This window comes from Vibrio sp. 1-1(7) (assembly GCF_013048485.1).
GTDB classification, from domain to species: Bacteria; Pseudomonadota; Gammaproteobacteria; order Enterobacterales; family Vibrionaceae; genus Vibrio; species Vibrio fujianensis.
In genome coordinates this window covers 1,048,520-1,074,536 of the sequence record NZ_VHSP01000001.1, presented here as the reverse complement: position 1 = coordinate 1,074,536, position 26,017 = coordinate 1,048,520, and the positions used below count along the sequence as shown (strand labels likewise).

19 protein-coding genes are annotated in these 26,017 nt (G+C 43.4%); 9 read left to right on the top strand and 10 right to left on the bottom strand.

Annotated features, from left to right (window positions below):
* Window positions 1-9 precede the first annotated feature (9 nt).
* Entirely contained in the window at window positions 10-3,471 is a 3,462-nt protein-coding gene (gene mfd / locus FKN05_RS05020; RefSeq protein ID WP_170887019.1) for a transcription-repair coupling factor, read from the bottom strand.
* Window positions 3,472-3,486: 15 nt separating this feature from the next.
* Window positions 3,487-4,056 (bottom strand): PilZ domain-containing protein, encoded by a 570-nt coding sequence (locus FKN05_RS05015; protein WP_099612170.1) that lies wholly within the window; start codon window positions 4,054-4,056, stop codon window positions 3,487-3,489.
* Between the two features lie 173 nt (window positions 4,057-4,229).
* On the opposite strand from FKN05_RS05015, the gene lolC reads away from it, so the two are divergent.
* The 3 genes from lolC to lolE are packed head-to-tail and all read left to right on the top strand — an operon-like array spanning window position 4,230 to window position 7,361.
* Window positions 4,230-5,438, top strand: coding sequence for a lipoprotein-releasing ABC transporter permease subunit LolC (gene lolC / locus FKN05_RS05010; protein ID WP_161426893.1), 1,209 nt, complete (start codon window positions 4,230-4,232; stop codon window positions 5,436-5,438).
* The gene (gene lolD, locus FKN05_RS05005; RefSeq protein ID WP_099612172.1) at window positions 5,431-6,117 is read left to right on the top strand and encodes a lipoprotein-releasing ABC transporter ATP-binding protein LolD; all 687 of its coding nucleotides are present in this window, start codon (window positions 5,431-5,433) and stop codon (window positions 6,115-6,117) included. The genes lolC and lolD overlap by 8 nt, the downstream gene beginning before the upstream one ends.
* Window positions 6,117-7,361, top strand: coding sequence for a lipoprotein-releasing ABC transporter permease subunit LolE (gene lolE / locus FKN05_RS05000; RefSeq protein ID WP_099612173.1), 1,245 nt, complete (start codon window positions 6,117-6,119; stop codon window positions 7,359-7,361). The genes lolD and lolE overlap by 1 nt, the downstream gene beginning before the upstream one ends.
* Window positions 7,362-7,499: 138 nt before the next feature.
* On the opposite strand, the gene FKN05_RS04995 is transcribed toward lolE, so the two are convergent.
* Window positions 7,500-8,015 (bottom strand): DUF2062 domain-containing protein, encoded by a 516-nt coding sequence (locus tag FKN05_RS04995; RefSeq protein ID WP_099612174.1) that lies wholly within the window; start codon window positions 8,013-8,015, stop codon window positions 7,500-7,502.
* Window positions 8,016-8,023: 8 nt separating this feature from the next.
* Here FKN05_RS04995 and FKN05_RS04990 point away from each other — a divergent pair, with 8 nt between their 5' ends.
* From FKN05_RS04990 to kdsB, 5 genes are read left to right on the top strand one after another with little or no spacing between them, the layout of a single operon-like run.
* A complete protein-coding gene (locus tag FKN05_RS04990; RefSeq protein ID WP_170887018.1) occupies window positions 8,024-10,267 on the top strand; it encodes a DNA internalization-related competence protein ComEC/Rec2 in 2,244 nt (747 codons plus the stop codon).
* 32 nt (window positions 10,268-10,299) lie between these two features.
* Window positions 10,300-12,048 carry a lipid A ABC transporter ATP-binding protein/permease MsbA gene (gene msbA / locus FKN05_RS04985; RefSeq protein WP_099612176.1) on the top strand — a complete coding sequence of 583 codons (1,749 nt, stop codon included), beginning with the start codon at window positions 10,300-10,302 and terminating at the stop codon, window positions 12,046-12,048.
* 3 nt (window positions 12,049-12,051) lie between these two features.
* On the top strand, window positions 12,052-13,059 hold the full coding sequence (lpxK, locus tag FKN05_RS04980) for a tetraacyldisaccharide 4'-kinase (RefSeq protein ID WP_099612177.1): 1,008 nt from the start codon (window positions 12,052-12,054) through the stop codon (window positions 13,057-13,059).
* On the top strand, window positions 13,040-13,219 hold the full coding sequence (locus tag FKN05_RS04975) for a Trm112 family protein (protein ID WP_099612178.1): 180 nt from the start codon (window positions 13,040-13,042) through the stop codon (window positions 13,217-13,219). Before lpxK ends, FKN05_RS04975 begins: the two co-directional genes overlap by 20 nt.
* A complete protein-coding gene (kdsB, locus tag FKN05_RS04970; RefSeq protein WP_099612179.1) occupies window positions 13,219-13,971 on the top strand; it encodes a 3-deoxy-manno-octulosonate cytidylyltransferase in 753 nt (250 codons plus the stop codon). The genes FKN05_RS04975 and kdsB overlap by 1 nt, the downstream gene beginning before the upstream one ends.
* Window positions 13,972-14,100: 129 nt before the next feature.
* Here the strand turns inward: kdsB and FKN05_RS04965 are convergent, their stop codons facing one another.
* From FKN05_RS04965 to FKN05_RS04955, 3 genes are all read right to left on the bottom strand, one after another.
* Complete coding sequence (locus tag FKN05_RS04965; RefSeq protein WP_099612180.1) at window positions 14,101-15,639, bottom strand: SpoVR family protein; 1,539 nt, start codon at window positions 15,637-15,639, stop codon at window positions 14,101-14,103.
* Window positions 15,640-15,650: 11 nt separating this feature from the next.
* Window positions 15,651-16,922 carry a YeaH/YhbH family protein gene (locus tag FKN05_RS04960; RefSeq protein WP_170887017.1) on the bottom strand — a complete coding sequence of 424 codons (1,272 nt, stop codon included), beginning with the start codon at window positions 16,920-16,922 and terminating at the stop codon, window positions 15,651-15,653.
* A gap of 116 nt (window positions 16,923-17,038) precedes the next feature.
* Window positions 17,039-18,973, bottom strand: coding sequence for a PrkA family serine protein kinase (locus tag FKN05_RS04955; protein ID WP_099612182.1), 1,935 nt, complete (start codon window positions 18,971-18,973; stop codon window positions 17,039-17,041).
* A 333-nt stretch (window positions 18,974-19,306) separates the two neighbouring features.
* Between FKN05_RS04955 and FKN05_RS04950 the strand changes: the two genes are divergently transcribed.
* Window positions 19,307-20,062 (top strand): MipA/OmpV family protein, encoded by a 756-nt coding sequence (locus tag FKN05_RS04950; RefSeq protein ID WP_524540888.1) that lies wholly within the window; start codon window positions 19,307-19,309, stop codon window positions 20,060-20,062.
* 58 nt (window positions 20,063-20,120) lie between these two features.
* Here the strand turns inward: FKN05_RS04950 and FKN05_RS04945 are convergent, their stop codons facing one another.
* The 4 genes from FKN05_RS04945 to FKN05_RS04930 form a co-directional block, all read right to left on the bottom strand.
* A complete protein-coding gene (locus FKN05_RS04945) occupies window positions 20,121-20,621 on the bottom strand; it encodes a YfbU family protein (RefSeq protein WP_099612184.1) in 501 nt (166 codons plus the stop codon).
* Window positions 20,622-20,864: 243 nt separating this feature from the next.
* The gene (pflA, locus tag FKN05_RS04940) at window positions 20,865-21,605 is read right to left on the bottom strand and encodes a pyruvate formate lyase 1-activating protein (protein WP_099612185.1); all 741 of its coding nucleotides are present in this window, start codon (window positions 21,603-21,605) and stop codon (window positions 20,865-20,867) included.
* A gap of 236 nt (window positions 21,606-21,841) precedes the next feature.
* Window positions 21,842-24,118, bottom strand: a complete 2,277-nt coding sequence (gene pflB, locus FKN05_RS04935) for a formate C-acetyltransferase (RefSeq protein WP_099612186.1) — start codon at window positions 24,116-24,118, stop codon at window positions 21,842-21,844.
* Between the two features lie 331 nt (window positions 24,119-24,449).
* Entirely contained in the window at window positions 24,450-25,994 is a 1,545-nt protein-coding gene (locus tag FKN05_RS04930; RefSeq protein WP_161430678.1) for a DUF3360 family protein, read from the bottom strand.
* Window positions 25,995-26,017: the final 23 nt, after the last annotated feature.

The window sequence follows — 26,017 nt, the reverse complement described above, 5'->3', positions numbered from 1 at the left end:
TGGCAACGGTTAGGCCGCAGGTAATAAATTCTGCTGGAATTCATTGAGCATGTCTGTAATAAATTGAATTCTTTCTCTTCTATCGACCAAAGTTCGAGTAAATTTAAACTTGGTTGGGCCATCCATTGCAAATAATTTTGGCTGAGCTTGCAATAGTTTAACCAAAAACATCGGGTTAATGTCAGCATTTGGATAGAACTCGATATAACCGCCTTTATCGTGTGCCTCAATTTTACGAATTTTTAACCTTGCTGCGGTCAGTTTAAGCTCTGCAATATTTAACAGATTTAAGGCAGCATCTGGTAATTTGCCAAATCGGTCAATCAACTCAACTTTTAATTCAGCGAGTTCATCTTGATGGAAGACGCTGGCTATTTGCTTATACATCGACAAGCGAGTATTAATATCGGGAATATAGTCATCCGGTAGCAGTGCTGGAATACGGAGTTCAATTTCTGTTTGCTCACGTAATAGCTCATCCAATGACGGCTCTTTACCCGATTTTAGTGCTTCAACCGCTTGTTCTAACATTTCCATGTACAAAGTGAATCCAATCGATTGAATTTGCCCGCTTTGCTCGTCACCTAATAACTCACCTGCACCACGAATCTCTAAGTCATGTGTGGCTAAAGTAAAGCCTGCACCGAGATCTTCCAACGAAGCAATCGCCTCTAATCGTTTGAGTGCGTCTTTAGTCATCGCTTTCGGGTGTGGGGTGAGTAAATAGGCATAGGCTTGGTGATGAGAGCGACCTACTCGCCCCCGTAGTTGATGTAACTGAGCCAGCCCTAATGAATCAGCACGGTTAATGATAATGGTATTCGCGGTTGGAACGTCAATCCCCGTTTCAATAATGGTGGTGCAGACCAATAAATTATATTTTTGGTGGTAAAAATCATTCATGATGCGTTCTAGCTCACGTTCTCGCATCTGACCATGTGCCACCGTAATTCGCGCTTCAGGAATGAGTTTTTCTAAATCGGCCGCCACTTTATCGATTGTTTCCACTTGATTATGTAAGAAGTAGACTTGACCACCGCGCATGATTTCCCGTAGTACGGATTCTCGAATGATACTCTCTTCACTTTGTCGCACAAAGGTCTTAATGGCTAAGCGACGGGCAGGAGGGGTAGCAATAATGGAGAGATCTCGCATACCACTCATCGCCATATTCAGTGTGCGAGGAATCGGGGTCGCGGTCAGTGTGAGAATATCGACATCGGCCCGCATGGCTTTGACTTTTTCTTTTTGGCGCACGCCAAAACGATGCTCTTCATCGACAATCAACAAACCTAAATCGGCAAATTTTAATTCGCTGGAAAGCAATTTATGGGTGCCGACGACAATATCAACTTTACCATCCGCCACATCCTGCATGATCGCTTTTTGCTCTTTGGCTGACTTAAAACGCGAGAGCACTTCTACCCGTACAGGAAGGTTGGCAAAACGATCGCGAAAATTTTCAAAATGCTGCTGCGCTAATAGTGTGGTGGGGACTAACACCGCAACTTGTTTACTATTGTCGGTACAGACGAAAGCGGCTCGCATTGCTACCTCCGTTTTACCAAACCCGACATCACCACACACCAAACGATCCATTGCTTTGGGTTGGCACATGTCTGAAAGCACGGCATTGATGGCCATTCTTTGGTCATCTGTTTCTTCAAATGGGAAGGTGGCTTTAAAAGTCGCGTATTGCTCTCGGTCAAGATGAAATTGATAGCCAGGTTTTAATTCCCGTTTAGCATACACATCCAATAATTCGGCGGCGACATCACGAACTTTTTCTGCGGCTTTTTTCCGAGCTTTAACCCAAGCTTCTCCACCCAGTTTATGCAAGGGGGCCGATTCCTCAGCCCCCCCAGAGTAACGGCTGATCAAATTCAAAGAAGACACGGGGACATAAAGCTTGGCTTCGTTTTGGTATTCGAGTGTGACGTATTCGGTGGTGATACCACCCGCTTCCAATGTTTGTAAACCAAGGTAACGACCAATTCCATGATCAAGGTGAACCACTGGCTGTCCGGGCTTAAGTTCTGCCAAGTTACGGATAACGGCATCACTATTGACATGTTTGCGATCTTTTTTGCGCCGCTGTACCACTCTTGCCCCGAATAAATCGCTTTCACAAATAAAGGCAACATCTTGGTCACGAAAGATAACGCCTTTTTCTGCTAAACCTTGTACGAGGGAAAACTTCTCTTGACTGTGCCAAGCTTGAGCAAAAGACGGATAAGCTTGTGGGCGAAGTTTTATCCGCTGTAACAGTTCTAATAGCGCTTCTCTACGTCCTTCCGATTCCACCGAAAAAATAATTTTTCCGTTAAATTGTTCACTAAATTGGCGCAGGGCACTTAGTGGTTCTTTTTGTTGATGCTGTACGGCCAGATCGGGCAATGGCGAAATATTGAGATTGCTGCGGCCAGATTTTTCATCAATCGACTCGCTAGAGAGTTGTAATTGAGGTAAGCGTTTGAGTTGAGTAAATAGCTCCTCTTTTTTTAACCATAATTCTTCAGGAGGCAGCAGGGGACGCAGAGGGTCAATATTACGCTGATCATAACGATAAGCCACGTCTGTTAAGAATTGAACAATGGAAGCCTCGAGATGCCCCAAGGTAATCAGTTGGCTATTTTCTGGCAAATAATCAAATAGGGTTTCTGTGTGTTCGAAAAAAAGGGGTTGCCAGTATTCAATACCTGCAGGCCAAGTGCCTTTAGAGACTTGCATATAAATAGACTCAGGCTCTCGACGCGCTTCAAACCGTTGTCGCCAGCGAGAGCGGAAAGCTTCTATTGCATTCTCTGTGGTTGGGAATTCATGGGCTGGTAGTAGCCTAATTTGCGAAATTTCTTCGATTGAGCGTTGATTTTCAGGATCGAAAGTTCGAATGGTATCAATTTCATCATCAAAGAAATCGATTCGATAGGGGGCTTGGCTACCCATTGGGAACAGGTCGAGAATCGAACCTCGGTTGGCATATTCTCCGGGGCCAAATACTTGATCAACATGGCGATAACCTGAATTTTCTAATTGGAGACGTAACTTTTCTAACGAATAGTGATCGCCTTTTGTCACCATGAGTGTGTGCTGGAGTAAAAAATCACGAGGGCTTTGGCGTTGTAATAGTGTGCTGATCGGCACAATCGTGATGCCACTACCTAATGAAGGTAACTGATACAGCCGAGCAATGCGATCGGAAATAATCTCTTGATGTGGTGAAAAGTTGTCGTAAGGGAGCGTTTCCCAATCAGGAAAAAGCGCAACAGGAACTTGGCTAAACTGCTCGATTTCTTGCACCAACCTTAAGGCGGTTTGTGGATCGGGCACCGCAAGTAAGGTGTGACTTGTATGGCGCTGTGCCACTTGGGCAATGGTGAGCGCTAAACTAGCGCCTGGTAAGTTACCTAGATATTTTTTGTCGCCCGGACCGCGAAGTTCTGGGAGGTCAAATAGAGTATTTGTCATCATGGGTCGTGTGGTTCGTTATGATTTATTTCGATCTAAAGAGCGCTGGCGTAGTAATTTTTGCTGGCAATAAAGTGCGGCTTTAATCAGTAAGTCTTGGTCATTATCACGCAATAAGGTGTATTTGACGGTAATGATGGCCGGGCTTTGCTCATCGTCACAACCAATGACTTGCCCATAACAGTATATTGCTGCCGCGGGATGCTCTATGAACAGTTTGAGCCGAAGCTGAGCGCCTAAGGCTAAGCGAGTGTTTGAGCGGTAAGTCAATTGGCTCGCGCCAAATGTGGTCGTGGTTGTACGTAGCGTAGGATCATCTTGCTGAGACAGCATAAAACTCAGCAGTAAATTCAATTTACTATTTTGAGTTTCCAATAACTGAATCACGTGTTTAAAGTCACTGTGTTTTAACTCTAAGCGAGCGGCGTCATTTAATTGATCTAATTGACTAAATTCACTGGCAACCACAAATGGAGTGGGAATCTCTGCTTCAAAATCCATTTGAGAAGGTAAAGTAAATTCAGCGGGTAGAGGCTCGACATTAATATTGAGTGCGTGGTGTACAGTAAAAAATTCTTGGTCAGTCATAGTTGGTTCCTTCTCACCTGTGTTGATTATCGTCATTAACGGCTAGGAATCAAGCTATGTCCTTGTTATGTGTGTCAATCAAACGATGACTTGCACAGATTTAGCAAAGAAAAACTACAACCTTAGCGGGAATATCGTTACAGTAACGGCACTCTATTTATTTGGTTTTTATTATGTTTCACCCTATTTCGATTTTTATTGGGTTACGCTATTTACGTGGCCGCTCAGGTGACCGGTTTAGCCGTTTTGTCTCTTATATGTCTACCGCCGGGATCATGATTGGTGTGATGGCATTAGTGACTGTTCTTTCTGTGATGAATGGTTTTGAAGCGCAATTAAAAAATCGTGTCCTTGGAGTATTACCACAAGCGGTAATTAGTCAAGCACAAGAGAAAACGCCTTGGCAGCAACAAGCGCCAGAGTTTGTGCGCCAATTATCACCACAAAAAGAGCCAGAGCCAATCGTCCGCAGTGAAGCAATCATACAAAGTGCATCACAGCTTTCTGCTGGGTTAATGGTGGGTATCGAACCTAACGTTGATGATCCTATCCGGAATTATTTGATTGCTGGGCGAGTCAACGATTTACAGTCTGGAGCTTATCAGATTTTTTTAGGGCATACCTTAGCGCGTAATTTAAATGTGTCGGTCGGGGATACGGTGCGACTCATGGTGACACAGGCGAGTCAATTTACCCCATTAGGGCGAATACCGAGCCAGCGTAACTTTACCGTTGCTGGGATGTTTAATACCGGCTCTGATCTTGATGGGCTACTGATGGTGACACATCTCCGAGATGCGGGACGATTACTTCGTTTTGATGATCAAACGATTTCTGGTTGGCGCATTTTTTTGCAGGATCCGTTCGATGTGACCGAGTTATCTCAAACGACATTACCTACCGGTTGGTACTGGCGTGATTGGCGAGAGCAGCGAGGCGAATTATTTCAAGCCGTGAGGATGGAAAAGAATATTATGGGGCTGATGCTTGGACTGATTGTCGGCGTGGCAGCCTTTAATATTATTTCAGCCTTGATCATGGTGGTGATGGAAAAACAAGCGGAAGTGGCTATTTTAAAAACCCAAGGTATGAGCGCCCGCCAAATATTGATGATTTTTATAGTTCAAGGAGCGAGCAGTGGTGTGATTGGAGCTGTGGTTGGTGGTGCGTTAGGGATTATTGTTGCCATGAATTTGAATGCTCTGTTGGCATTGGCTGGCGTGGCTCTTTTTTCTGTTGGTGGTTCTCTGCCTGTTGTGATCAATCCATTGCAAATCATCGCTGTGGTTTTATTGGCGATTGTATTGAGTTTTATGGCTACACTGTTTCCTTCTTACCGCGCATCTGCGGTTAAACCCGCTGAGGCTTTACGTTATGAATAACCTTTTACGCTGTCACCAAATTTGTAAAACTTACCAAGAAGGTGAATTAGAAACCCAAGTACTTAAAGGCGTTAGTTTTGACATGCAACGTGGAGAGCTGGTGTCGATCATTGGTTCTTCAGGATCAGGTAAGAGTACTTTACTGCATATTTTAGGTGCATTAGATGAAGCCAATAGTGGCAATATCGAGTTTCTTGGCCATCATCTCAACGCATTGAGTTCAAATAAACAAGCCAAAATCCGTAACCAACATTTGGGATTTGTTTATCAATTTCATCATTTATTAGCCGATTTTACTGCACTAGAAAATGTGGCCATGCCTTTATTGATTGGGGGACAATCGGTAACAAAAGCAAAGCAAGCTGCTCAGCAGTTACTCACTCGCGTTGGGCTTGCGCATCGGTTACAGCATCGTCCTTCTGAATTATCTGGAGGCGAACGTCAACGTGTGGCCATAGCGCGCGCGTTAGTCAATCGACCAGATTTAGTCCTAGCTGATGAACCGACAGGGAATTTAGATCATCAAACTGCATTAGCTATTTACGATTTGATGCGTGAGTTGAACCGTGAATTTGCGACGGCTTTTCTCGTGGTAACCCATGATGGCCAGTTAGCGGCCAAGATGGATAGACAACTGCATATGCAAGATGGTCTTTTACTCACGGTCTCGGAGGCATAATGTTTGTCAGTTTGTCTTTATTGATTGGGGCACGTTTTAGTCGAGCAAAACAACGTAATAAGCTGGTGTCCTTTATCTCTTTAGCTTCAACGCTTGGGATAGCGGTGGGGGTCGCGGTTATTATTATTGGCTTATCTGCGATGAATGGCTTTGAAAGAGAGTTGCAACAGCGTGTTTTATCCGTGATTCCCCATGGTGAATTAGAAGGCGTTCGAGGCCCGATTGAAGATTGGCCGAGGATCGTGCAGCAAGCGACCTCTCATCCGAGAGTCAAAGCTGCCGCGCCATACGTTAAGTTTACTGCGTTGGCGGAAAAAGGTATCCAATTGAAAGCGATCGAAGTTCGCGGTGTTGATCCCGATAGAGAGCGCGCTGTTTCCCAACTGGCTCAGTTTGTGACACCGGAAGTTTGGGAGAGGTTTATTTCAGGTGAGCAGCAAGTCATTCTCGGACAAGGTGTGGCAAAACAATTAGCCGTGAATATCGGAGATTGGATCACGTTAATGATCCCAACGCAACAACATGATAGGCGGGTCCAAGCGCCCAAGAGAATCCGGGTGAAAATTGTTGGTTTATTGAATCTTAATGGACAAATTGACCATAACCTCGCACTGTTACCTTTGCAAGATGCCCAACTATACAGTCAGTTAGGTAATAAGGTGACCGGCGTTGCTCTTAATGTGACAGAGGTTTTGAATGCCAACCAAATAGTACGTGAAGTGGGTAATACTCTACATGAATATGTTTATTTACGCAGTTGGCAGCAAAAATATGGTTTTTTGTATCGAGATATTCAATTAGTTAGAACGATTATGTATTTGGTGATGGTCTTAGTGATTGGCGTCGCTAGCTTTAATATTGTATCGACCTTAATGATGGCGGTGAAAGATCGAGCCGCTGATATTGCGATTTTACGCACTATGGGAGCCAGCGATGGTTTAGTGAAACGTATTTTTGTTTGGCAAGGTGTTTTTTCTGGTGTGCTCGGCAGCTTAGTGGGCAGTGCTGTGGGAACGGTGATCGCATCGAATTTAACTTTTTTAATGAAAGGGCTTGAGTCGCTCGTTGGTCATTCGTTTTTATCTGGAGACATCTATTTTGTTGATTTTCTACCTTCACAACTGATGATGAGTGATGTGTTTTTGGTGTCAGGCACGGCGATTATGCTTAGTTTATTGGCAACTTGGTATCCTGCTGCTCGAGCCAGTCGTCTGCACCCGGCATCAGTGCTTCGCAGTAAATAGTCTTAGTACTCCCCCTAGCTAGTGCAAAGGGGGTTTTTCTCATGATGAGTCCACAACTAATTGCAAACGAAGTTGCGATTGGTCCGCAATTTTCTACCTCAAGTGTGTTTTCTTGTTATTGAATCATCAGTGAATCGATTACAGTTTTTTTATGTGACGTTTTTGCCAACTGCGGACGACCGAATATCGCCATAACCAGCGAATGCCAAAATATCCCAAAAGAGCGGCAATGGTGCCACAGATTATACTGCCTAATAGGAATGGGGGGCCAATAGCGTGCATCTGATGGTGAAGAAATTCCCAGCTCAGTTCGAAATGAAAATCTTGCGGCGGAGCTTTCATCACCCAAGCCCCGACTTTATAAGAAAAATAAAAGATAAAAGGCATGGTAATGGGATTAGTAATCCAGACTAAAGCTACCGATAACGGTAGGTTAACCCCACATAAAATGGCGATACCTGCTGACATGATCATTTGGCTAGGTAGCGGAATGAAAGCCATAAATAAGCCAACAGCAAAAGCACCAGCGGCAGAGCGTCGATTTAAACACCATAAATTGGGGTTATATAGGAGCGAGCCAAAAATTTTTAATGCCTTTTGACGCTTAATTACCGAGTGATCTGGCATAAAACGCTTAATAAATTTTCTTGGCATAGGGGATCATGACTCTCTTATCGAATTACTGGACACTGGCTTCATTCTCATTAACGGTGATCTCTGCCCCATATTGGCCTTGGATGCCTAACTGGTTTATAGCATTAGGTCTACTTATTGCTTTGAGTCTGAGTTTACTGGTTAACCGGTGCAGAGGATGCATCGGGATTGCTCTGGCTTTATTGGTAATAATAACACAGGGTAATTTAGTGAGAGCGCAGTCCAATATTATCTTACAATTTGATAGTGATATTACCATAAAAGGAGAAGTAAACAGCTTTTTTAACGCAACTTCGCACGGTTTTTCTGGTTCAGCTGTGGTTCGATCAATAAATCATCGTGCTTTACCATTTTTTTTGACCCCTAAAATACGCTTATCTGCGCCCATCGAATTACAACCGGGGGATCAATTTGAATTTCTGGTACAAGTAAAGCCAATTTATGGACGACTAAATGAAGTTGGATTTGATCTTGAGTCGTATTATCTCAGTCAACGTTGGGTCGCGCGTGCTAATGTCAAAGCTAATTCAACCTACCAAGTGATCTCGAATAACCATTTACGTTCAAAACTCTACTCAACGGTGAAGCAATTAACGGAGTTTAGTGCTGTACAAGGCATTATTCTTGCGCTGACTTTTGGCGAGCGCAGTTTGATTACTGAACAACAGTGGTTAGGGCTACGTAATAGTGGGTTGATTCATCTTACTGCGATATCAGGGCTACATATTGGTATGGCGTTTGGAGTGGGTTATGGCCTTGGCCTACTACTGAGCAGAATAGTCAAGCGTGGATTGTGGCTACCTTTTTTATTGGGTGGCGTTGTTGCGCTAGGGTACGCTTGGCTTGCTGGGTTTACATTACCGACGCAGCGCGCTTTAATTATGTGCTGGCTAACGATTTTATTGCTGATGTTGCACATCAAAGTGACCGCAACGCAGCGAATCCTCCTTACTTTAGCCGCGGTTTTATTATGGGATCCATTTACGGCTCTCACGGCCAGTTTTTGGTTATCTTTTCTCGCTGTTAGTCTGGTGATTTATCAAATATCAACTCTTAATTCACAGTTAATTTGGTGGAAAAAAGCACTTTGGGGACAATGCCGACTGGCGATACTGATGATTCCAATGAGCGCCTACTTTTTTGCTGGGGTTAGTCTTTCTTCCGTTCTTTATAACATATTGTTTATTCCTTGGTTTAGTGTGGTGGTCATCCCAGTGCTGTTTCTGGCCTTACTTGGCTATAGCATGTTCCAGAGTGAGGTATCTTGGTGGTGGCAGTGGGTGGATTGGGCATTATGGCCGCTTCATTCTTCATTGAACTTCTCAGAACAGAGTTGGCTTGATCTTAGCTTATCAATTCAGTATTTCTTGTTACTGCTACTGATCCTATGGTTTTTCAGGCCAATATTGACATTAAGAGCTTGGGTGGCGATCGGTTGTATTATGGGGGCGATGTGGATCTGCCTTCCGGATAAAAAAAGTTGGCGGGTTGATGTGTTAGATGTCGGCCATGGCTTAGCGGTATTGATCGAACGAAATAATGCCTTTGTTTTGTATGATACAGGAAGCAGTTGGCAAGGGGGAAGTTATGCTCAATCACTGGTGGCTCCTTTGCTTTTACATCGTGGTGCGACAGCACTTGATGGCGTGATTATTAGCCACTTAGATAATGATCATGCGGGAGGGCTGAATGATATTCAGCGGTTGCTGTCGCCGAGTTGGATTCGTGCTAGTCAAAAAAGAGAGGGGTTTCGCGCTTGTATTCAAGGTGAATCTTGGCAATGGCAAGGGTTAACGTTTACTGCGCTTTGGCCTCCTCGATTAGTGCAACGTGCTGAAAATCCTCACTCATGTGTGGTACGGGTTGAAGAGCCAGAGTATGGCCACTCTCTATTGTTAACCGGAGATGTGACAGCGATAGGCGAATGGTTACTAAGTCGAGAGCCAGCCATATTAGCCAGTGATGTGATGCTAGTGCCTCACCATGGTAGCCAAACTTCTTCAACGCTTAACTTTATTCAGCGGGTGAGTCCACAACTGGCATTGGCGTCTCTGGCGAAAGGCCACCGCTGGCAGTTACCCCATCCTGAGGTGTTGGCCCGGTATCAAGCCCTTGGCATTGACTGGCAAGATACCGGTGAGTCTGGGCAACTTTCGTTATTATATCATCAAGGCCATCGCCAATTGCTGGCCTTACGTAAAAGAGGAATCATCCCTTGGTATAGGCAGATGCTACGTAACGAGGTAGAATAAGAACAATATTGTCATATTTATTAAGCATCTCTATGTCTCTCAATTCTGATGAAACAACCTGGCAAACCTTCAAGCGCCTTTGGACCTACATCCGTCTTTACAAAGCGGGGTTAGTTTTAGCGGTTATCGCGCTGGTGATGAACGCGCTGTCTGATACTTACATGATCTCTTTGCTCAAACCATTATTGGATGAAGGGTTTGGCAGCAGCGATTCCAGTTTCTTACAAATATTGCCTTTTATTATTTTAGGTTTGATGTTTATTCGCGGTTGTAGCAGCTTTGTTTCTGCTTACTGTTTGAGTTGGGTCTCGGGGAATGTTGTGATGCAGATGCGTCGGCGCATTTTTCATCAATTCATGCATATGCCAGTGAGTTTCTTTGACCGAGAATCTACCGGTGGCTTGCTCTCTCGAATTACATACGATTCAGAACAAGTTGCCGGAGCAACTAGCCGGGCACTGGTAAGTATTGTTCGCGAAGGGGCCAGTATTATTGGCCTATTAACCTTAATGTTTTGGAACAGTTGGCAATTATCGCTGGTGCTGATTGTCGTAGCGCCTATTGTTGCATTAGGTATCCGTGTTGTTTCGAAGCGGTTTCGCAAAATATCGAAAAATATGCAAACGACCATGGGGCATGTCACTTCTTCTGCGGAGCAGATGCTAAAAGGCCATAAAGTCGTCTTGAGCTATGGAGGACAAGAGGTCGAGCGCAAACGTTTTGATAATGTTAGCAATCGGATGCGTCAGCAAACCATGAAGCTGGTATCAGCGCAAGCCGTTGCTGACCCTGTTATTCAGATGATTGCCTCATTAGCCTTGGTGACTGTACTTTTCTTAGCCAGTGTCGACTCCATTCGCGCCGATTTAACTCCAGGAACCTTTACGGTGGTTTTTTCTGCAATGTTTGGCTTAATGCGTCCGTTAAAAGCATTAACCAATGTCACGTCGGATTTTCAGCGTGGTATGGCGGCAACGCAAACCTTGTTTGCGTTAATGGATCTGGAAACAGAACGTGATCACGGTAAATTTGAAACCGATAAAGTTCGTGGTGATATTGTCGTGAAAGATGTGACTTTTACCTACCAAGGTAAGGAGAAACCAGCGTTATCTCATATCAGTTTTGCTATTCCACAAGGTAAAACTGTTGCTTTAGTTGGGCGCTCAGGCTCAGGGAAGTCAACCATTGCTAACTTATTTACCCGTTTCTATGATGTCGATTCAGGCTCTATTTGTCTTGATGAGCATGATATTCGTGATTATACCTTAGCGAATTTACGTCAACATTTTGCTCTTGTTTCACAAAACGTTCACCTCTTTAATGACACGATTGCGAATAATATTGCTTATGCAGCAGAGGGGCAGTACACCAGAGAGCAAATAGAAGAGGCAGCACGACTCGCGCATGCGATGGACTTTATTCAACATATGCCGGATGGATTAGATACCATGATCGGTGAAAACGGTGCCAGCCTCTCCGGTGGTCAACGACAACGAGTGGCGATCGCTCGAGCTTTACTCAGAGATGCGCCAGTTCTCATCTTAGATGAAGCAACATCGGCCTTGGATACTGAGTCTGAACGAGCGATTCAAGCGGCATTAGATGAGCTACAGAAAAATAAAACAGTCTTAGTGATTGCTCACCGTCTTTCAACGATAGAAAAAGCGGATGAAATTTTAGTGGTCGATGATGGTGAAATCATTGAACGCGGAAAACATGCGGAATTGATTGCTAAAAATGGCGCGTATGCCCAGCTTCATCGTATCCAGTTCGGTGATTAATCCGTGATTGAAAAACTTTGGTTTGAGCGTCATCTAAGCTACTTTCTTTTGTGGCCACTGTTGTGGCCGCTGAGTTTAGTGTTCAAGCTCATCAGTTCAGCGCGGCGGCGTGCTTTTCAACAAGGAAAAAAAGCAAGTTATAAGGCACCTGTTCCCGTTTTTGTGGTCGGAAACATTACCGCTGGTGGCAATGGTAAAACACCTTTCGTCATTTGGTTGGTGGAAACATTACAGCGACAGGGTTATCGAGCGGGAGTTGTTTCTCGGGGTTATGGTGGAAAAGCACCGGTCTATCCATTATTAGTGACGGAGTCGACTCCTACGTCACATTGTGGTGATGAGCCGAAGCTGATTTATCAGCGCACTCACGCTCCTGTTGCTGTGGATCCGGTACGAGTAAATGCCGTTAAAGCGCTTTTAGCGCTCGGGGTTGAGGTAATTGTAACCGATGATGGTTTACAACACTATGCACTAGAGAGAGAGATCGAGTTTGCTGTTGTTGATGGGGTACGGCGCTTTGGAAATCAGCAATTGATACCGCTTGGCCCTCTCCGAGAGCCAGTTTCACGTTTGCAAGAGGTAGATTTTATTATTACCAATGGTGGGCAAGCCAAAACTGGGGAGATCGGAATGACTTTATCGCCCAGCTTGGCGGTCAATCTTGTGACTGGGGAGCGAGTAGACGTGAGTCAACTGACCGATTTAGTCGCGTGGGCGGGGATTGGTCATCCTGAACGTTTTTTTAAAACGCTACAAACATTAGGTGCCAAACCTATCGTGACACATGGATTTGCTGATCATCAGGCTTTTGATGAGTCGCAACTGAAAGTGTTAGCGAAGAAAGGCGACAACGTAATAATGACGGAAAAAGATGCCGTTAAATGTACTGAGTTTGCAGAGGCTAACTGGTGGTATTTACCGGTTTCTGCCCAGATAGTTTCTGAACATGAACAGTGCATTTTGAAAACAATTAAAGAGGTTATGGAACTGTATGGATCATCGTCTGCTTGAAATCGTAGCTTGTCCGGTTTGTAAAGGGAAACTAACTTACGATAAAGAGAATCAAGAGTTAATTTGTAAATTTGATCGTCTTGCTTATCCTATCAAAGAAGGGATTCCGGTGTTACTGGAACCCGAAGCGCGCACAATGAAGATGGAAGAGGGGCGCTAATGTCATTTACAGTGGTGATCCCAGCGCGATATCAATCCACCCGCTTACCGGGTAAGCCGTTGGCTGATATTGGTGGTAAGCCAATGATTCAATGGGTTTATGAACAAGCGCAGCAAGCAGGGGCCGAGCGAGTCATTGTTGCTACCGATGATCATCGAGTTGAGCAAGCGGTGCAAAACTTCGGTGGAACGGTTTGTATGACATCGGCTGAACACCAGTCTGGTACCGAACGTCTCGCTGAAGTGGTGGCCTTAATGGGGATTGATCATGATCATATCATTGTCAATGTGCAAGGGGATGAACCTTTGATCCCCCCTTGTATTATTCGCCAAGTGGCGGATAACTTATCAGCAAGCCAAGCCCCGATGGCAACGCTCGCTGTTGAGATTGATAGCCAAGATGAAATCTTTAACCCCAATGCGGTTAAGGTCGTCACGGATCAAGACGGATACGCACTTTATTTTAGTCGAGCCGCGATCCCTTGGGATCGGGATAATTTCGCTTTACCAGATAAACGGGTTATTCAACCTTTGATGCGGCACATTGGTATTTATGCGTATCGGGCCGGGTTTATTAATACTTATATCCGTTGGCAGCCGAGTATGTTAGAAAAGATTGAAAGCTTGGAACAACTCAGAGTGCTTTGGTATGGTGAAAAAATCCACGTCGCAGTGGCTTTTGAGGCACCACCAGCTGGGGTTGATACAGCAGAAGATCTCGCAGCAGTTCGCCGAATTATTGCTGTGAGCTAAAATTGAACGCTAAGGTATCCCTACCTTACTGAAATTGCATAACGCTATTCCCGTTCACGACGCTTTGGTGTGATTGGGAACAGCGTTATTTTGTTACCTCGGTCATCATATCGGCTGATGAGCCGCACATTAGTGTTTACTTTCGTGGTCATTTTTCTTCGGGCAAGTTGCTAATAATTCATATCGACCACTTTCTTTCAACTCCTCGAGCTTAACATCAAATCCCCATAGGCGGTGCATATGTTTGAGTACTTCATGATAGCTTGGATCCAAAGGAATCCGCTCATGAGGAATGTATAACAAGGTGATAGAACGATCTCCTCGTACATCGACATTATAAACTTGAATGTTGGGTTCTAAATGACTCAAGTTGTATTGTGCGGCGAGTTTTTCACGAATTTTTTTGTAACCTAATTCATCATGAATCGCACTAATTTCAATAAAATTTTTATGGTCATCATCACAAATAGCAAACAGCTTAAAATCGCGGATTAACTTCGGTGATAGATACTGGCTAATAAAGCTTTCGTCTTTATAGTTACGCATTGCAAAGTGAACGGCGTCTAACCAATCACTTCCCGCTAGTTCAGGAAACCAGTATTTATCTTCTTCGGTTGGTTCTTCACAAATGCGTTTGATATCTCGAAACATCGCAAACCCTAAAGCGTAAGGGTTAATGCCACTATAATAAGGGCTATTGTAAGCTGGTTGTGCCACAACGCTGGTATGGCTATGTAAAAATTCAAGAATAAATTTATCAGAGACGATACCTTCATCATAGAGATGGTTGAGAATAGTGTAATGCCAGAATGTCGCCCAGCCTTCATTCATGACTTGAGTTTGTTTCTGTGGGTAAAAGTATTGGCTGATTTTACGGACAATCCGTACAATTTCTCGCTGCCAAGGCTCAAGTAGTGGCGCATGTTTTTCAATAAAGTAAAGAATATTTTCTTGAGGCTCACTTGGGAAGCGGGCCTGAGATTCGGTTTCCTTGACTTTTTGCGGTACCGTACGCCAGAGTGCGTTCACCTGAGATTGCAAGTACGCCTCACGCTCTTCTTGGCGTGCTTTTTCTTCCGCAATGGATATTTTTTCTGGGCGTTTATACCGATCAACGCCATAGTTCATGAGCGCATGACAAGAATCGAGCAGTTGTTCAACTTCATGAATACCATATTTTTCTTCACATTCGGCTAGATAGTTTTTAGCAAATAAAAGGTAGTCAATGATCGAATTGGCATCTGTCCATGTTTGAAATAGGTAGTTACCTTTAAAGAAAGAGTTATGTCCGTAGCAAGCATGAGCCATGACTAATGCTTGCATCGTAACCGTATTTTCTTCCATCAAGTAGGCAATACAAGGATCGGAGTTAATCACAATCTCATACGCTAGCCCCATCTGGCCATGTTTGTAGTTTTGCTCCGTTTGGATAAACTTTTTACCAAATGACCAATGATTATAATTGATCGGCATTCCAATACTAGAATAGGCATCCATCATCTGTTCCGAGGTGATGACTTCTATCTGATTAGGATAGGTATCTAGCCGATAATATTGGGCAACTCGTTTGATTTCTTGATGATACTGTTCAAGTAGTTCAAAGGTCCAATCAGGCCCATCGGGTAAGCGCTTTTTATTGGCGCTGATTGTGGATTTTTTATGATTCATATCGGTTTCCCCTATGCCGTTTCCTGATGGAATAGCTCCCTAAACACAGGGAATATATCTTCAACATTGCGAATGTTTTTCATCGCAAAGTGGTCATGGGTATCGATCAGCTTTTCGTACTCATACCATAAAGTTTGGTGAGAGCGTCGGGTTATCTCTATGTAAGCAAAGTACTGACATTCGGGAAGTAATTGATTGGCGAGTAGTTCTTTACAACGAGGTGAATCATCTGCCCAGTTATCGCCATCTGAGGCTTGTGCGGCGTAAATATTCCATTCTCCTTGTGGATAACGCTCTTTAACAATGTCATGCATCAATTTTAGCGCGCTGGAAACAATGGTTCCTCCCGTCTCTTGTGAATAGAAAAATTCATGTTCATCCACCTCTTTGGCTTGGGTATGATGGCGGATAAAAACAACCTCGACATTTTCATAAGTCCGAGTAAGAAATAGATAAAGCAGCACATAAAAACGTTTGGCGATGTCTTTGGTCGCTTGATCCATTGAACCAGAAACATCCATTAAGCAAAACATTACAGCTTGGCTAGAAGGAACTGGGCGTTTTTCATAGTTTTTAAAACGTAAATCAAAGGTATCAATAAAGGGTACACTGTCAATTTTACGTCTTAATTCGGCTATCTCTTCTTTAAGCTGTTTTTCGACTAATAATTGCGCTGGCTCCGAGAGCTGGATCTTTTCCAGTTCGTCTTCTAACTCTTGCATTAAGCGGCGTTTTCCGGCGGTCATGGCCGTTCGACGAGCTAAAGATTGTTGTAACGAACGGACAATAGCAATATTGGCCGGAACGCCTGCGGTTTGAAAGCCTGAGCGATGTGTTTTCCACTCTTTAATTTTATTGAGCTGCGTTTTTTCAAGGTTAGGGAGCGCTAAGTCTTCAAATAGAATATCCAAATATTCATCTTTTGAAATTTGGAACACGAAATCATCTTCGCCTTCACCATCTTTACTTGCATCTCCTTCACCAGAACCGTCACCTTGGCCACCACCTTTAGGTCGTTCTATTTTATCGCCACGAATAAACTGATCATTGCCCGGATGCACTCGTTCTTTTAAACCGCCTTTCCCTTGATGGAAAATCGGCTCTTTAATATCGCGTTGTGGAATCGAAATATCTTCGCCAGACTCAGTATTGGTGATCGATCGTTGATTGACAGCATCCGCGACGGACTCTTTAATTTGATCCTTATAACGGCGTAAAAAACGCTGCCGATTGACGGCACTTTTATTTTTACCGTTCAACCTTCTGTCAATAAATTGCGCCATGAAATTCTCCCTGTAAACGTCAAACCTATAAGCTTGCATTGCTTATACGCTTTGCGGGGTGGCTCATCGGTCAGTGACTTGATAGGACAACACGGATTGATGAGCCACTTGCACAATTAAGAGGATTTGCGAACCCGTAAATACCACTCGGAGAGTAGTCTAACTTGCTTCTCGGTATAGCCTTTTTCCATCATCCGAGCGACAAAGTTGTCGTGTTTCTTCTGATCTTCAGAAGAAGTTTTTGCATTAAATGAGATAACGGGTAGCAGCTCCTCTGTATTGGAGAACATTTTTTTCTCGATTACGGTGCGTAGTTTTTCATAACTTGTCCAAACAGGATTTTGGCCATTATTGTTAGCTCGTGCACGCAAGACAAAGTTAACAATTTCATTACGGAAATCTTTAGGATTACTGATTCCTGCGGTTTTTTCGATTTTCTCCAATTCATCATTGAGTGCTGAGCGATCAAACAGTTGACCGGTTTCTGGGTCGCGATACTCTTGATCTTGAATCCAGAAGTCGGCATAAGTGACGTAACGATCAAAAATATTCTGTCCATATTCAGAATAAGATTCTAGGTAGGCGGTTTGAATCTCTTTACCAATAAATTCGACATAGCGAGGTACCAGATACCCCTTGATAAATTCAAGGTAACGATCGGCCGTTTCTTGTGGAAATTGTTCTCGTTCAACTTGCTGCTCAATCACGTAGAATAAATGAACGGGATTTGCGGCGACCTCTGCTTGATCGAAGTTAAATACGCGCGATAAAATTTTAAATGCAAAACGTGTTGAAAGGCCTGACATGCCTTCATCAACTCCAGCGTAGTCTCGGTATTCTTGGTAACTTTTGGCTTTCGGATCAGTATCTTTTAGCGTTTCACCATCGTAGACACGCATTTTTGAGAAGATCGATGAATTTTCTGGCACTTTTAGCCGCGATAGCACACTAAATTGTGCAAGTAACTCTAACGTACTTGGTGCACGAGGTGCTTGGCATAGTTCACTGTGTTCAAGTAGTTTTTCATAAATTTTAATTTCTTCTGAAACTCGTAAACAATAAGGCACTTTAACGATATAAACTCGATCTAAGAAAGCTTCATTATTTTTATTATTACGAAAGGTTTGCCACTCTGACTCATTGGAGTGAGCGAGGATCATGCCATCAAAGGGCAGGGCTGATAAGCCCTCTGTACCGTTGTAGTTTCCTTCTTGAGTTGCGGTGAGCAGTGGGTGTAACACTTTGATGGGCGCTTTAAACATTTCGACGAATTCCATCAACCCTTGGTTTGCCCGACATAAAGCACCAGAATAGCTATAAGCATCTGGATCATCTTGGGAATAGTGCTCCAGTTTACGAATGTCGACTTTTCCTACCAGAGAGGAAATGTCTTGATTATTTTCATCACCAGGTTCGGTTTTTGCGATCGCGATTTGGTCTAGAATAGAAGGACGCACCTTCACCACTTTAAATTGGGTAATATCGCCTCCAAATTCATGTAATCGCTTGGCGGCCCACGGAGACATAATCGAGCGTAAATAACGTTTTTCTATGCCATATTCACGTTTAAGAAGATCGCCGTCTTCAGTCACATCAAACAGGCAAAATGGGTGATCATTGACTGGGCTACGTTGGCCATTAGCAGAAAGAACATAAATAGGCATTTGTTGCATCAAGGCTTTGAGCTTTTCAGCTAACGACGATTTTCCCCCACCAACAGGGCCAAGTAGATATAGAATCTGTTTACGTTCTTCTAGCCCTTGAGCGGCGTGTTTTAGATAAGAAACTATCTGTTCAATCGCTTCTTCCATGCCATAAAACTCGGCAAAGGGCTGATAGCGAGATATTACTCGATTAGAAAAAAGCCGACTCAACCGAGGATCCTTAGAGGTGTCGATGAGTTCAGGTTTGCCGATCGCCAGTAGTAGACGCTCAGCGGCATTTGCATAAGCACTTTTGTCATCTTTGCATAGATCTAAAAAGGCTTGTATGGACAGTTCTTCATCCTTGGCTGCTTCATAGCGGGCCTGAAAGTGGTCAAAAATACTCATTGTGCATCCCCTCTTTAAATGTCTTATCGGACATATAACCGCTGAAAAACATAACTCCCTAACATGTTAAGCCTAGATCGAGTTTAGCGATTTTGCTTAAAGATTATGTGTTTATTTAAAATTGGGGATGAAATTTGGCTGGTGTATTTCCCATTAAAAAAACTGAAATATGAATTTTGTAGTGAAAATGATGGGCGATGCTCAGGGGGCATTCATTTAATGACGACTAACTTGAACCGGTAAGTTGTTTGGGTGTAACAAAGATTGTATCAATAGATTTCAGGCTCTATGATTATCCTATTGTTTGTTATCGATACAGAATGTAGGGTGAATATGCGTTATTTAAGGATGAAACGACGATGTTTTTTTTCTTTTCTGCTCATTTCTTCGGCAGTGAATGCAGAAGTGTCTCAGTGGTCATTAGGATTAGCGGCGGCTTATTCTCCTGCCGTTTATAAAGATACGCCATCGAATCGAACCGTGATCCCAGTCATTGGCTATGAAGGTGAGCATATTTTTCTTCGCGGTTTTGATGCTGGGTATCGTTTATTTCCGCGGGGAGCATCGCAAAATATTGTCTTTCGCGTTGCTTTTGATCCTAGAACGCTTAAGCCTTCTGATTCCGATGATCCGCAAATACGTTTACTCGATAAACGTAAAGCGACGGTTTTAGGTGGAGTAAGCTACCAGCTATACACGATGCTCGGGATGTGGGAAGCGAGTATTGGCTCAGATATTGCCGGCAGGCACAACGGTGTTTATGGTGAGTTAGCTTGGCGTTTTCCGCTGCGTTTTAAAGGTTGGAGGATTACCCCTGCTATTGGGTATGCTTATAACTCTGACAACCTCAATAACCATTTATATGGTGTATCAGCACAAGAAGCTGTTCGCAGTGGATTAGAGAAATACGATGCCAATTGGGAAGGGCAATACTTTGTTGGCGCGAGCGCTTATTGGGCGGTAGCGCATAATATACGTATTTCTGGCGGCGTTCGTTACACCAACTTAGCGGGGGGGATTTCCGAAAGCCCCGTTGTAGGACGTGATGCCGGCACGATGGGCACAATCGGTATCGTTTACTTATTTTAGAACTCAAAACGAAAGGGAAGCGAAGCGATGATCGCTTCCCTGTTCTGTTGGTGATGCATTAAGCTTTGATGATTTGCATTAGTTCATTGGCCGATAAATGGTATTGTCTTGGGCAATTTCTCCATGTTACTAGCATGCGACGATATTTATCTTGCATAGGAATTTGGCTGTTAAATTGGTGCTCATTCGGCTCAAATTGCGGGTAAAGTTTTTCTGTGCTCACTAGAAAACGGACATAGTTGACTAATTGTGCTTCAGAAGCAATATCATAACCAAGAAAATTTAAGCGGCGAGCATCAAGATGTTGGCGATGGCTGTCATCAAGCATTTTATAAGATTCTTGCATCGCATGATACATCTCCATTACGTCGATCACTTCGCGACATTCGGCTTCAGATAAGCATCCAAACTCTTTGTTTAACTCACACATCTGTAGTTCGTAACCACGCTCAATGATCGTTTGTAAACGCTTATATTTATCGGCATTGGTCGGGTCGAGTTGAGACATTAAAACATATTGGTTTGATAGAATTAGACGCTGTGCATTAGTCATTTCCATGGCTGGCCTCATTATACTTAATATTGGTCAATTTGCTTAAGATAAGGTTAACAGCAATCGATGTTTTTGAAACATGATCTCAACACAGATTTAATGTTAAAAGAATAAAATATCGACGTTATTAGAATAGAGTGCCAAGAACCGTTTGGATTGACCTGTAGAGATGGTCATTTTCGGGTTGGTAAGACGATGAGAGTGAACAAAAAAACACCAGGAATATCCCGGTGTTTTTATGGTTAAAGCTTAGTATTTGACGTTTGAATGGTACTGCTTCAATACCGAAACAATCTTATCCATGGTTTCTTTACTGGGTGGGTTTACCCCTTCTAGGGGATAGGTTTCTCCCATCGCTTCCCATTTATGGGCACCTAATTTGTGATAAGGAAGAAGCTCTATTTTTTCAATATTATCCATTCCTTGAATAAACTGACCAAGTAGATGAGCGGATTCTTCATCATCAGTATAACCGGGAACCACGACGTAGCGGATCCAAGTAGCCTTGCCTATTTTATGCAGATAACGTGCAAAATCTAAGGTGCGTTTGTTGGAAACGCCAATAAGATCTTGATGAACATCATCTTTTATTTGTTTGATATCTAACATAACGAGATCGGTCACATCCAAAACTTCATCAATGACAGGTGTATATTTACGAATATAGCCATTGGTATCTAAACAGGTATGAATACCTTCTGCTTTTGCTGCTCTAAAAAAGTCACGGACAAACTCTGGTTGTAACATGGATTCACCACCGGAGCAGGTGACACCTCCTCCAGAAGCATTCATAAAATGTCGGTAAGATTTGGCTTCAGCAATAATTTCTTCTACGGAGACTTCCTTACCAGAATGGGTATCCCATGTATCTCTATTATGGCAATACTTACAACGAAATAAGCAACCTTGTAAAAATATAATGAATCGAATACCTGGGCCATCGACAGTACCGCAAGACTCAAATGAATGGATACGACCAATAGTAGACATAAGCTGCTCTCATTTACTGTATTTAATCGTTATTTTATTACAAAAGGTGAGGATTAAATAGGGGTTTGTAGTGGTACAGTTGCTTCGTCAAACCTTTCGTTGTGCTTAAAACTCGTTTCACGGGAACAAGATCTCACCGCTCAAGATAAAAGTAACGCATCTATTTTACCTTGTTCACAAGTAAAAAAACCTCGCTCAAAGAGCGAGGTTTGATGTCAATAATAACGACTAAGTGATTATAGTGATTCAGTGAACGTACGTGCGATAACGTCTTGTTGCTGCTCAGCAGTTAAAGAGTTAAAACGAACGGCATAACCTGATACACGAATAGTCAATTGTGGATATTTCTCTGGGTGTTTAACCGCATCCAATAGCGTTTCACGATTAAGCACGTTCACGTTTAAGTGCTGACCGCCTTCAATGCCTGATTCATGGTGGAAGTAACCATCCATTAGACCAGCCAAGTTAGCACGTTGTGAACCTTCATCTTTACCAAGTGCATTCGGTACGATAGAGAAAGTATAAGAAATACCATCTTTAGCATGAGCAAATGGAAGTTTACCGACAGAGGTCAATGAAGCCACTGCACCTTTTTCATCACGGCCATGCATTGGGTTTGCACCAGGAGCAAATGGGGCACCAGCGCGACGTCCATCTGGTGTATTACCAGTTTTCTTACCATAAACAACGTTTGAAGTAATGGTTAGAATTGACTGGGTTGGAATCGCATCGCGGTAAGTTTTCAGTGAACGGATTTTGTTCATGAAGACTTCAACTAATTCACAAGCGATGTCATCCACGCGAGGATCGTTGTTACCAAATTTAGGATAATCACCTTCGATTTCAAAGTCGACAGCAATACCATCTTCATCACGAATTGGTTTTACTTTGGCATATTTAATGGCAGACAGAGAGTCAGCAGCAACAGATAGACCTGCGATACCGCACGCCATAGTACGTTTTACGTCACGATCATGCAGAGCCATCAATGCCGCTTCATAGCTATATTTATCATGCATGTAGTGGATAGAGTTCAATGCTGTGACGTATTGTTTTGCTAACCAATCCATGAAGTGATCCATCTTGTCCCACACATCAGCGTAGTCAAGCACTTCATCAGTGATCTTAGGCATTTTAGGGCCAACTTGCATTTTTAGCTTCTCATCCATACCACCGTTGATGGTGTAAAGCATGGTTTTTGCTAAGTTTGCACGAGCGCCAAAGAACTGCATTTGTTTACCCACAATCATTGGGGATACACAACATGCGATGGCATAGTCGTCAGACTCAAAGTCAGGACGCATGAGGTCATCGTTTTCATACTGAATAGATGAAGTATCGATAGACACTTTAGCACAGAATTTTTTGAAGCCAGCAGGTAGCTGTTCAGACCATAGAACTGTGATGTTTGGCTCTGGAGATGGCCCCATAGTGTATAAACTATTGAGGAAGCGGAAGTTGGTACGTGTAACTAAAGTACGACCGTCAAGACCCATACCACCCATAGATTCAGTTGCCCAAATTGGGTCGCCAGAGAACAGTTCATCATATTCTGGTGTACGTAAGAAGCGAACCATACGTAGTTTCATGACGAAATGGTCGATCATCTCTTGCGCTTCTTCTTCTGTGATTTTGCCCGCTTTCATATCGCGTTCAATATACACATCAAGGAAAGTAGAAGTACGGCCAAGAGACATTGCAGCACCGTTTTGAGACTTAACGGCAGCTAGGTAGCCAAAGTAAGTCCATTGGATAGCTTCTTGAGCTGTTTCTGCTGGACGACCGATGTCACAACCATATTTTTCAGCCATTTTTTTCATTTGGCCTAGAGCACGATGTTGCTCGGCAATTTCTTCACGAAGTTGCATGGTCATGTGAAGATCTTCGCCATTTTCAAATTTCTCTTGTAGAGAAGTGAATTGAGCGAATTTATCTTTCATTAGGTAGTCAATACCGTATAGAGCGATACGACGGTAATCACCAATGATACGGCCACGGCCATATGCATCAGGAAGACCAGTCAGAACACCTGATTTACGACAAGCCAAAATTTCTGGTGTATAAATATCAAATACACCTTGGTTGTGTGTTTTACGGTATTCGGTGTAGATTTTTTTTACTTCAGGATCGAGTTCACGATCATAAGCCTTGCACGAACTCTCGATCATACGGATACCACCGTTAGGGATAAGAGCACGTTTTAAAGGTTTTTCAGTTTGAAGACCGACGATTTTTTCTAGGTCTTTTTCGATGTAGCCCGCATCGTGAGCAGTGATGGTAGAAATAACAGAAGTGTCGAAATCAACAGGAGCATGTGTTGAGTTCTCTTGTTTGATTCCTTCCATTACTTTTTCCCAAAGCTTTTTGGTTGCTTCAGTACCTTCAGAAACTAGGAAAGATTCGTCACCTTCATACGGTGTGTAGTTCTTTTGAATAAAATCACGAACATTGACTTCGTTTTGCCAGTCACCTGCAACAAAACCTTCCCAAGCTTTAGCAAATTGCTCTGCCATGACATACCTACCTTTTTAGTAGAAAAAACACGTACTGTTTCGCCGTTGAGCCAGCTATCTTGCATCACACAAGAGGCAGTACACTCTATGAATAACAATATCTATAGTCGAATCGACATACACATTAGTTTGAATATAAATATTGTCATTGGTTCCTGTTGATAGCCAATTTAAGCTAAAAAAAAATCGTAAACCTTAAACTAAATCAATAAAACTTAAAAAATATAGATAAAGTTTGGGTAGTGTCTTCACACTACCCAAATTGCTATCCTTTATATTTAGTGAGTATAGACAGGTTTCCCGATCTTGTTCACTCTGTCAATGCGATGGCTTAATGTAGCCAAGCTTTAATCCCGTACTGACCATCCAGCATGCCGACCGCTAACATGGCGATTAAACAAATAATCAGTACACCACCTGGGATGATTATCTTATCGACGAAGGAAAGTTTCTCTGCGCGTGATTTATCGCCAATCAGACCGTTATTGTCCAGCAACATCGTTAATGCCCAAGCTAATACAGGGTTGACAACCGCAGAACCAAAGATACAAATCCCCGCTGCTTGCGAATCTTTTGTGTCTCTGACCATTTGCATCCCCGCTTCTAGTAAAGGAAGGAATACCCCAACAAGTAGAGCAACACGCATAACTGGAGGCCACACCGCAACATCCATTGGGAAGCCTAAGATAGCGATAGTCATCACTAAACAACCAAGAATGATCGCGCCACCAGGAATAGGACGTTTTGCAATCGCAGCTGGGATCATATAGGTACCCCAAGATGAAGTGATATTACCGCCGCCTAAGGCAGTGCCAACCATTTGTCGGATTGAACACATCGTCATTGTGTCATCCACATCCATCAATACTTTTTCCGTTTTACGAGGGTAGTTGAGTTCTTGGAAAATACGATGGCCTAAGAAATCAGGTGACCACATAGCTACGGCAAGAATAGCGAAAGGTAAAGAGGCGATGAAGTGCTCAAGGGTAGGCAAACCAAGCATCCATCCTTGTTCAGTGCTTCCCCACCAGTAGATAGGGTTAAGATTCGGCAAACCTGTTTGTGTTTCAAATTTTAGATCAAAACCCGCACCAAAAATTAATGCCAGCAGTAATCCAGTAAAGGCACAAACGGGAATGGCCAGCCAGCGCATATTAATTTTGGCAAGGAAGGCATAAAGCACAATGTTGACGCCCAGTACAATGAGCCCGATATAGCCCATATCACCGGCGGCAATATTTGCAGACTGTAAACTGGTTGCCCATTCTTGTATAGAGGTGATTTGGCTCATGGTTCCGGTAAAACCGAGGAAAATAAGCAAACCACCGGCTGTTCCCTCCGAGGTCAGGTTGACCAATTTGGAGCCACCTTTAAAATAGCTCAATATTAACCCGAAGATACCCAGTAAAATGGCAAGTGCAAGAGGGTGGGCACCGGCAAGCGCGATGGTACCGATGAGTGGAATCATTGGGCCATGGTTACCTGCTAGGTTAGCTCGTGGATTAAAAAAACCTGAGGCAAGAACACAGAAGAGTAAAGCTGGGAATAACATTTCCACCCGCGCCACTTCGATAGCGAAGTCTTTCCCCAGATTAATGTGATCCCAAGTTTGAGTTAACCCTTCCGCCCACGACATACTGACGGCAGAGTACATGGCAATAATGCCAATCGTTCCTGCAAGTGCAGGAACAAAGTCTTCCAACTCAAAACGGAAGTCTCGCCCGGGAAGGTTTAACCCGAAGCGGCGTGGCTTCATGATTTGCAACTCATGATCTAAGTAATCGGAGCGGCTGGTAAACTCAGATGCTGGACGATGCAGTTCTTGATAACTTTTCGTCTCGATGTCTGAGCGCTCTTGATTGACTACGTCTGACATAGATTCCTCATATTGATAAAAGT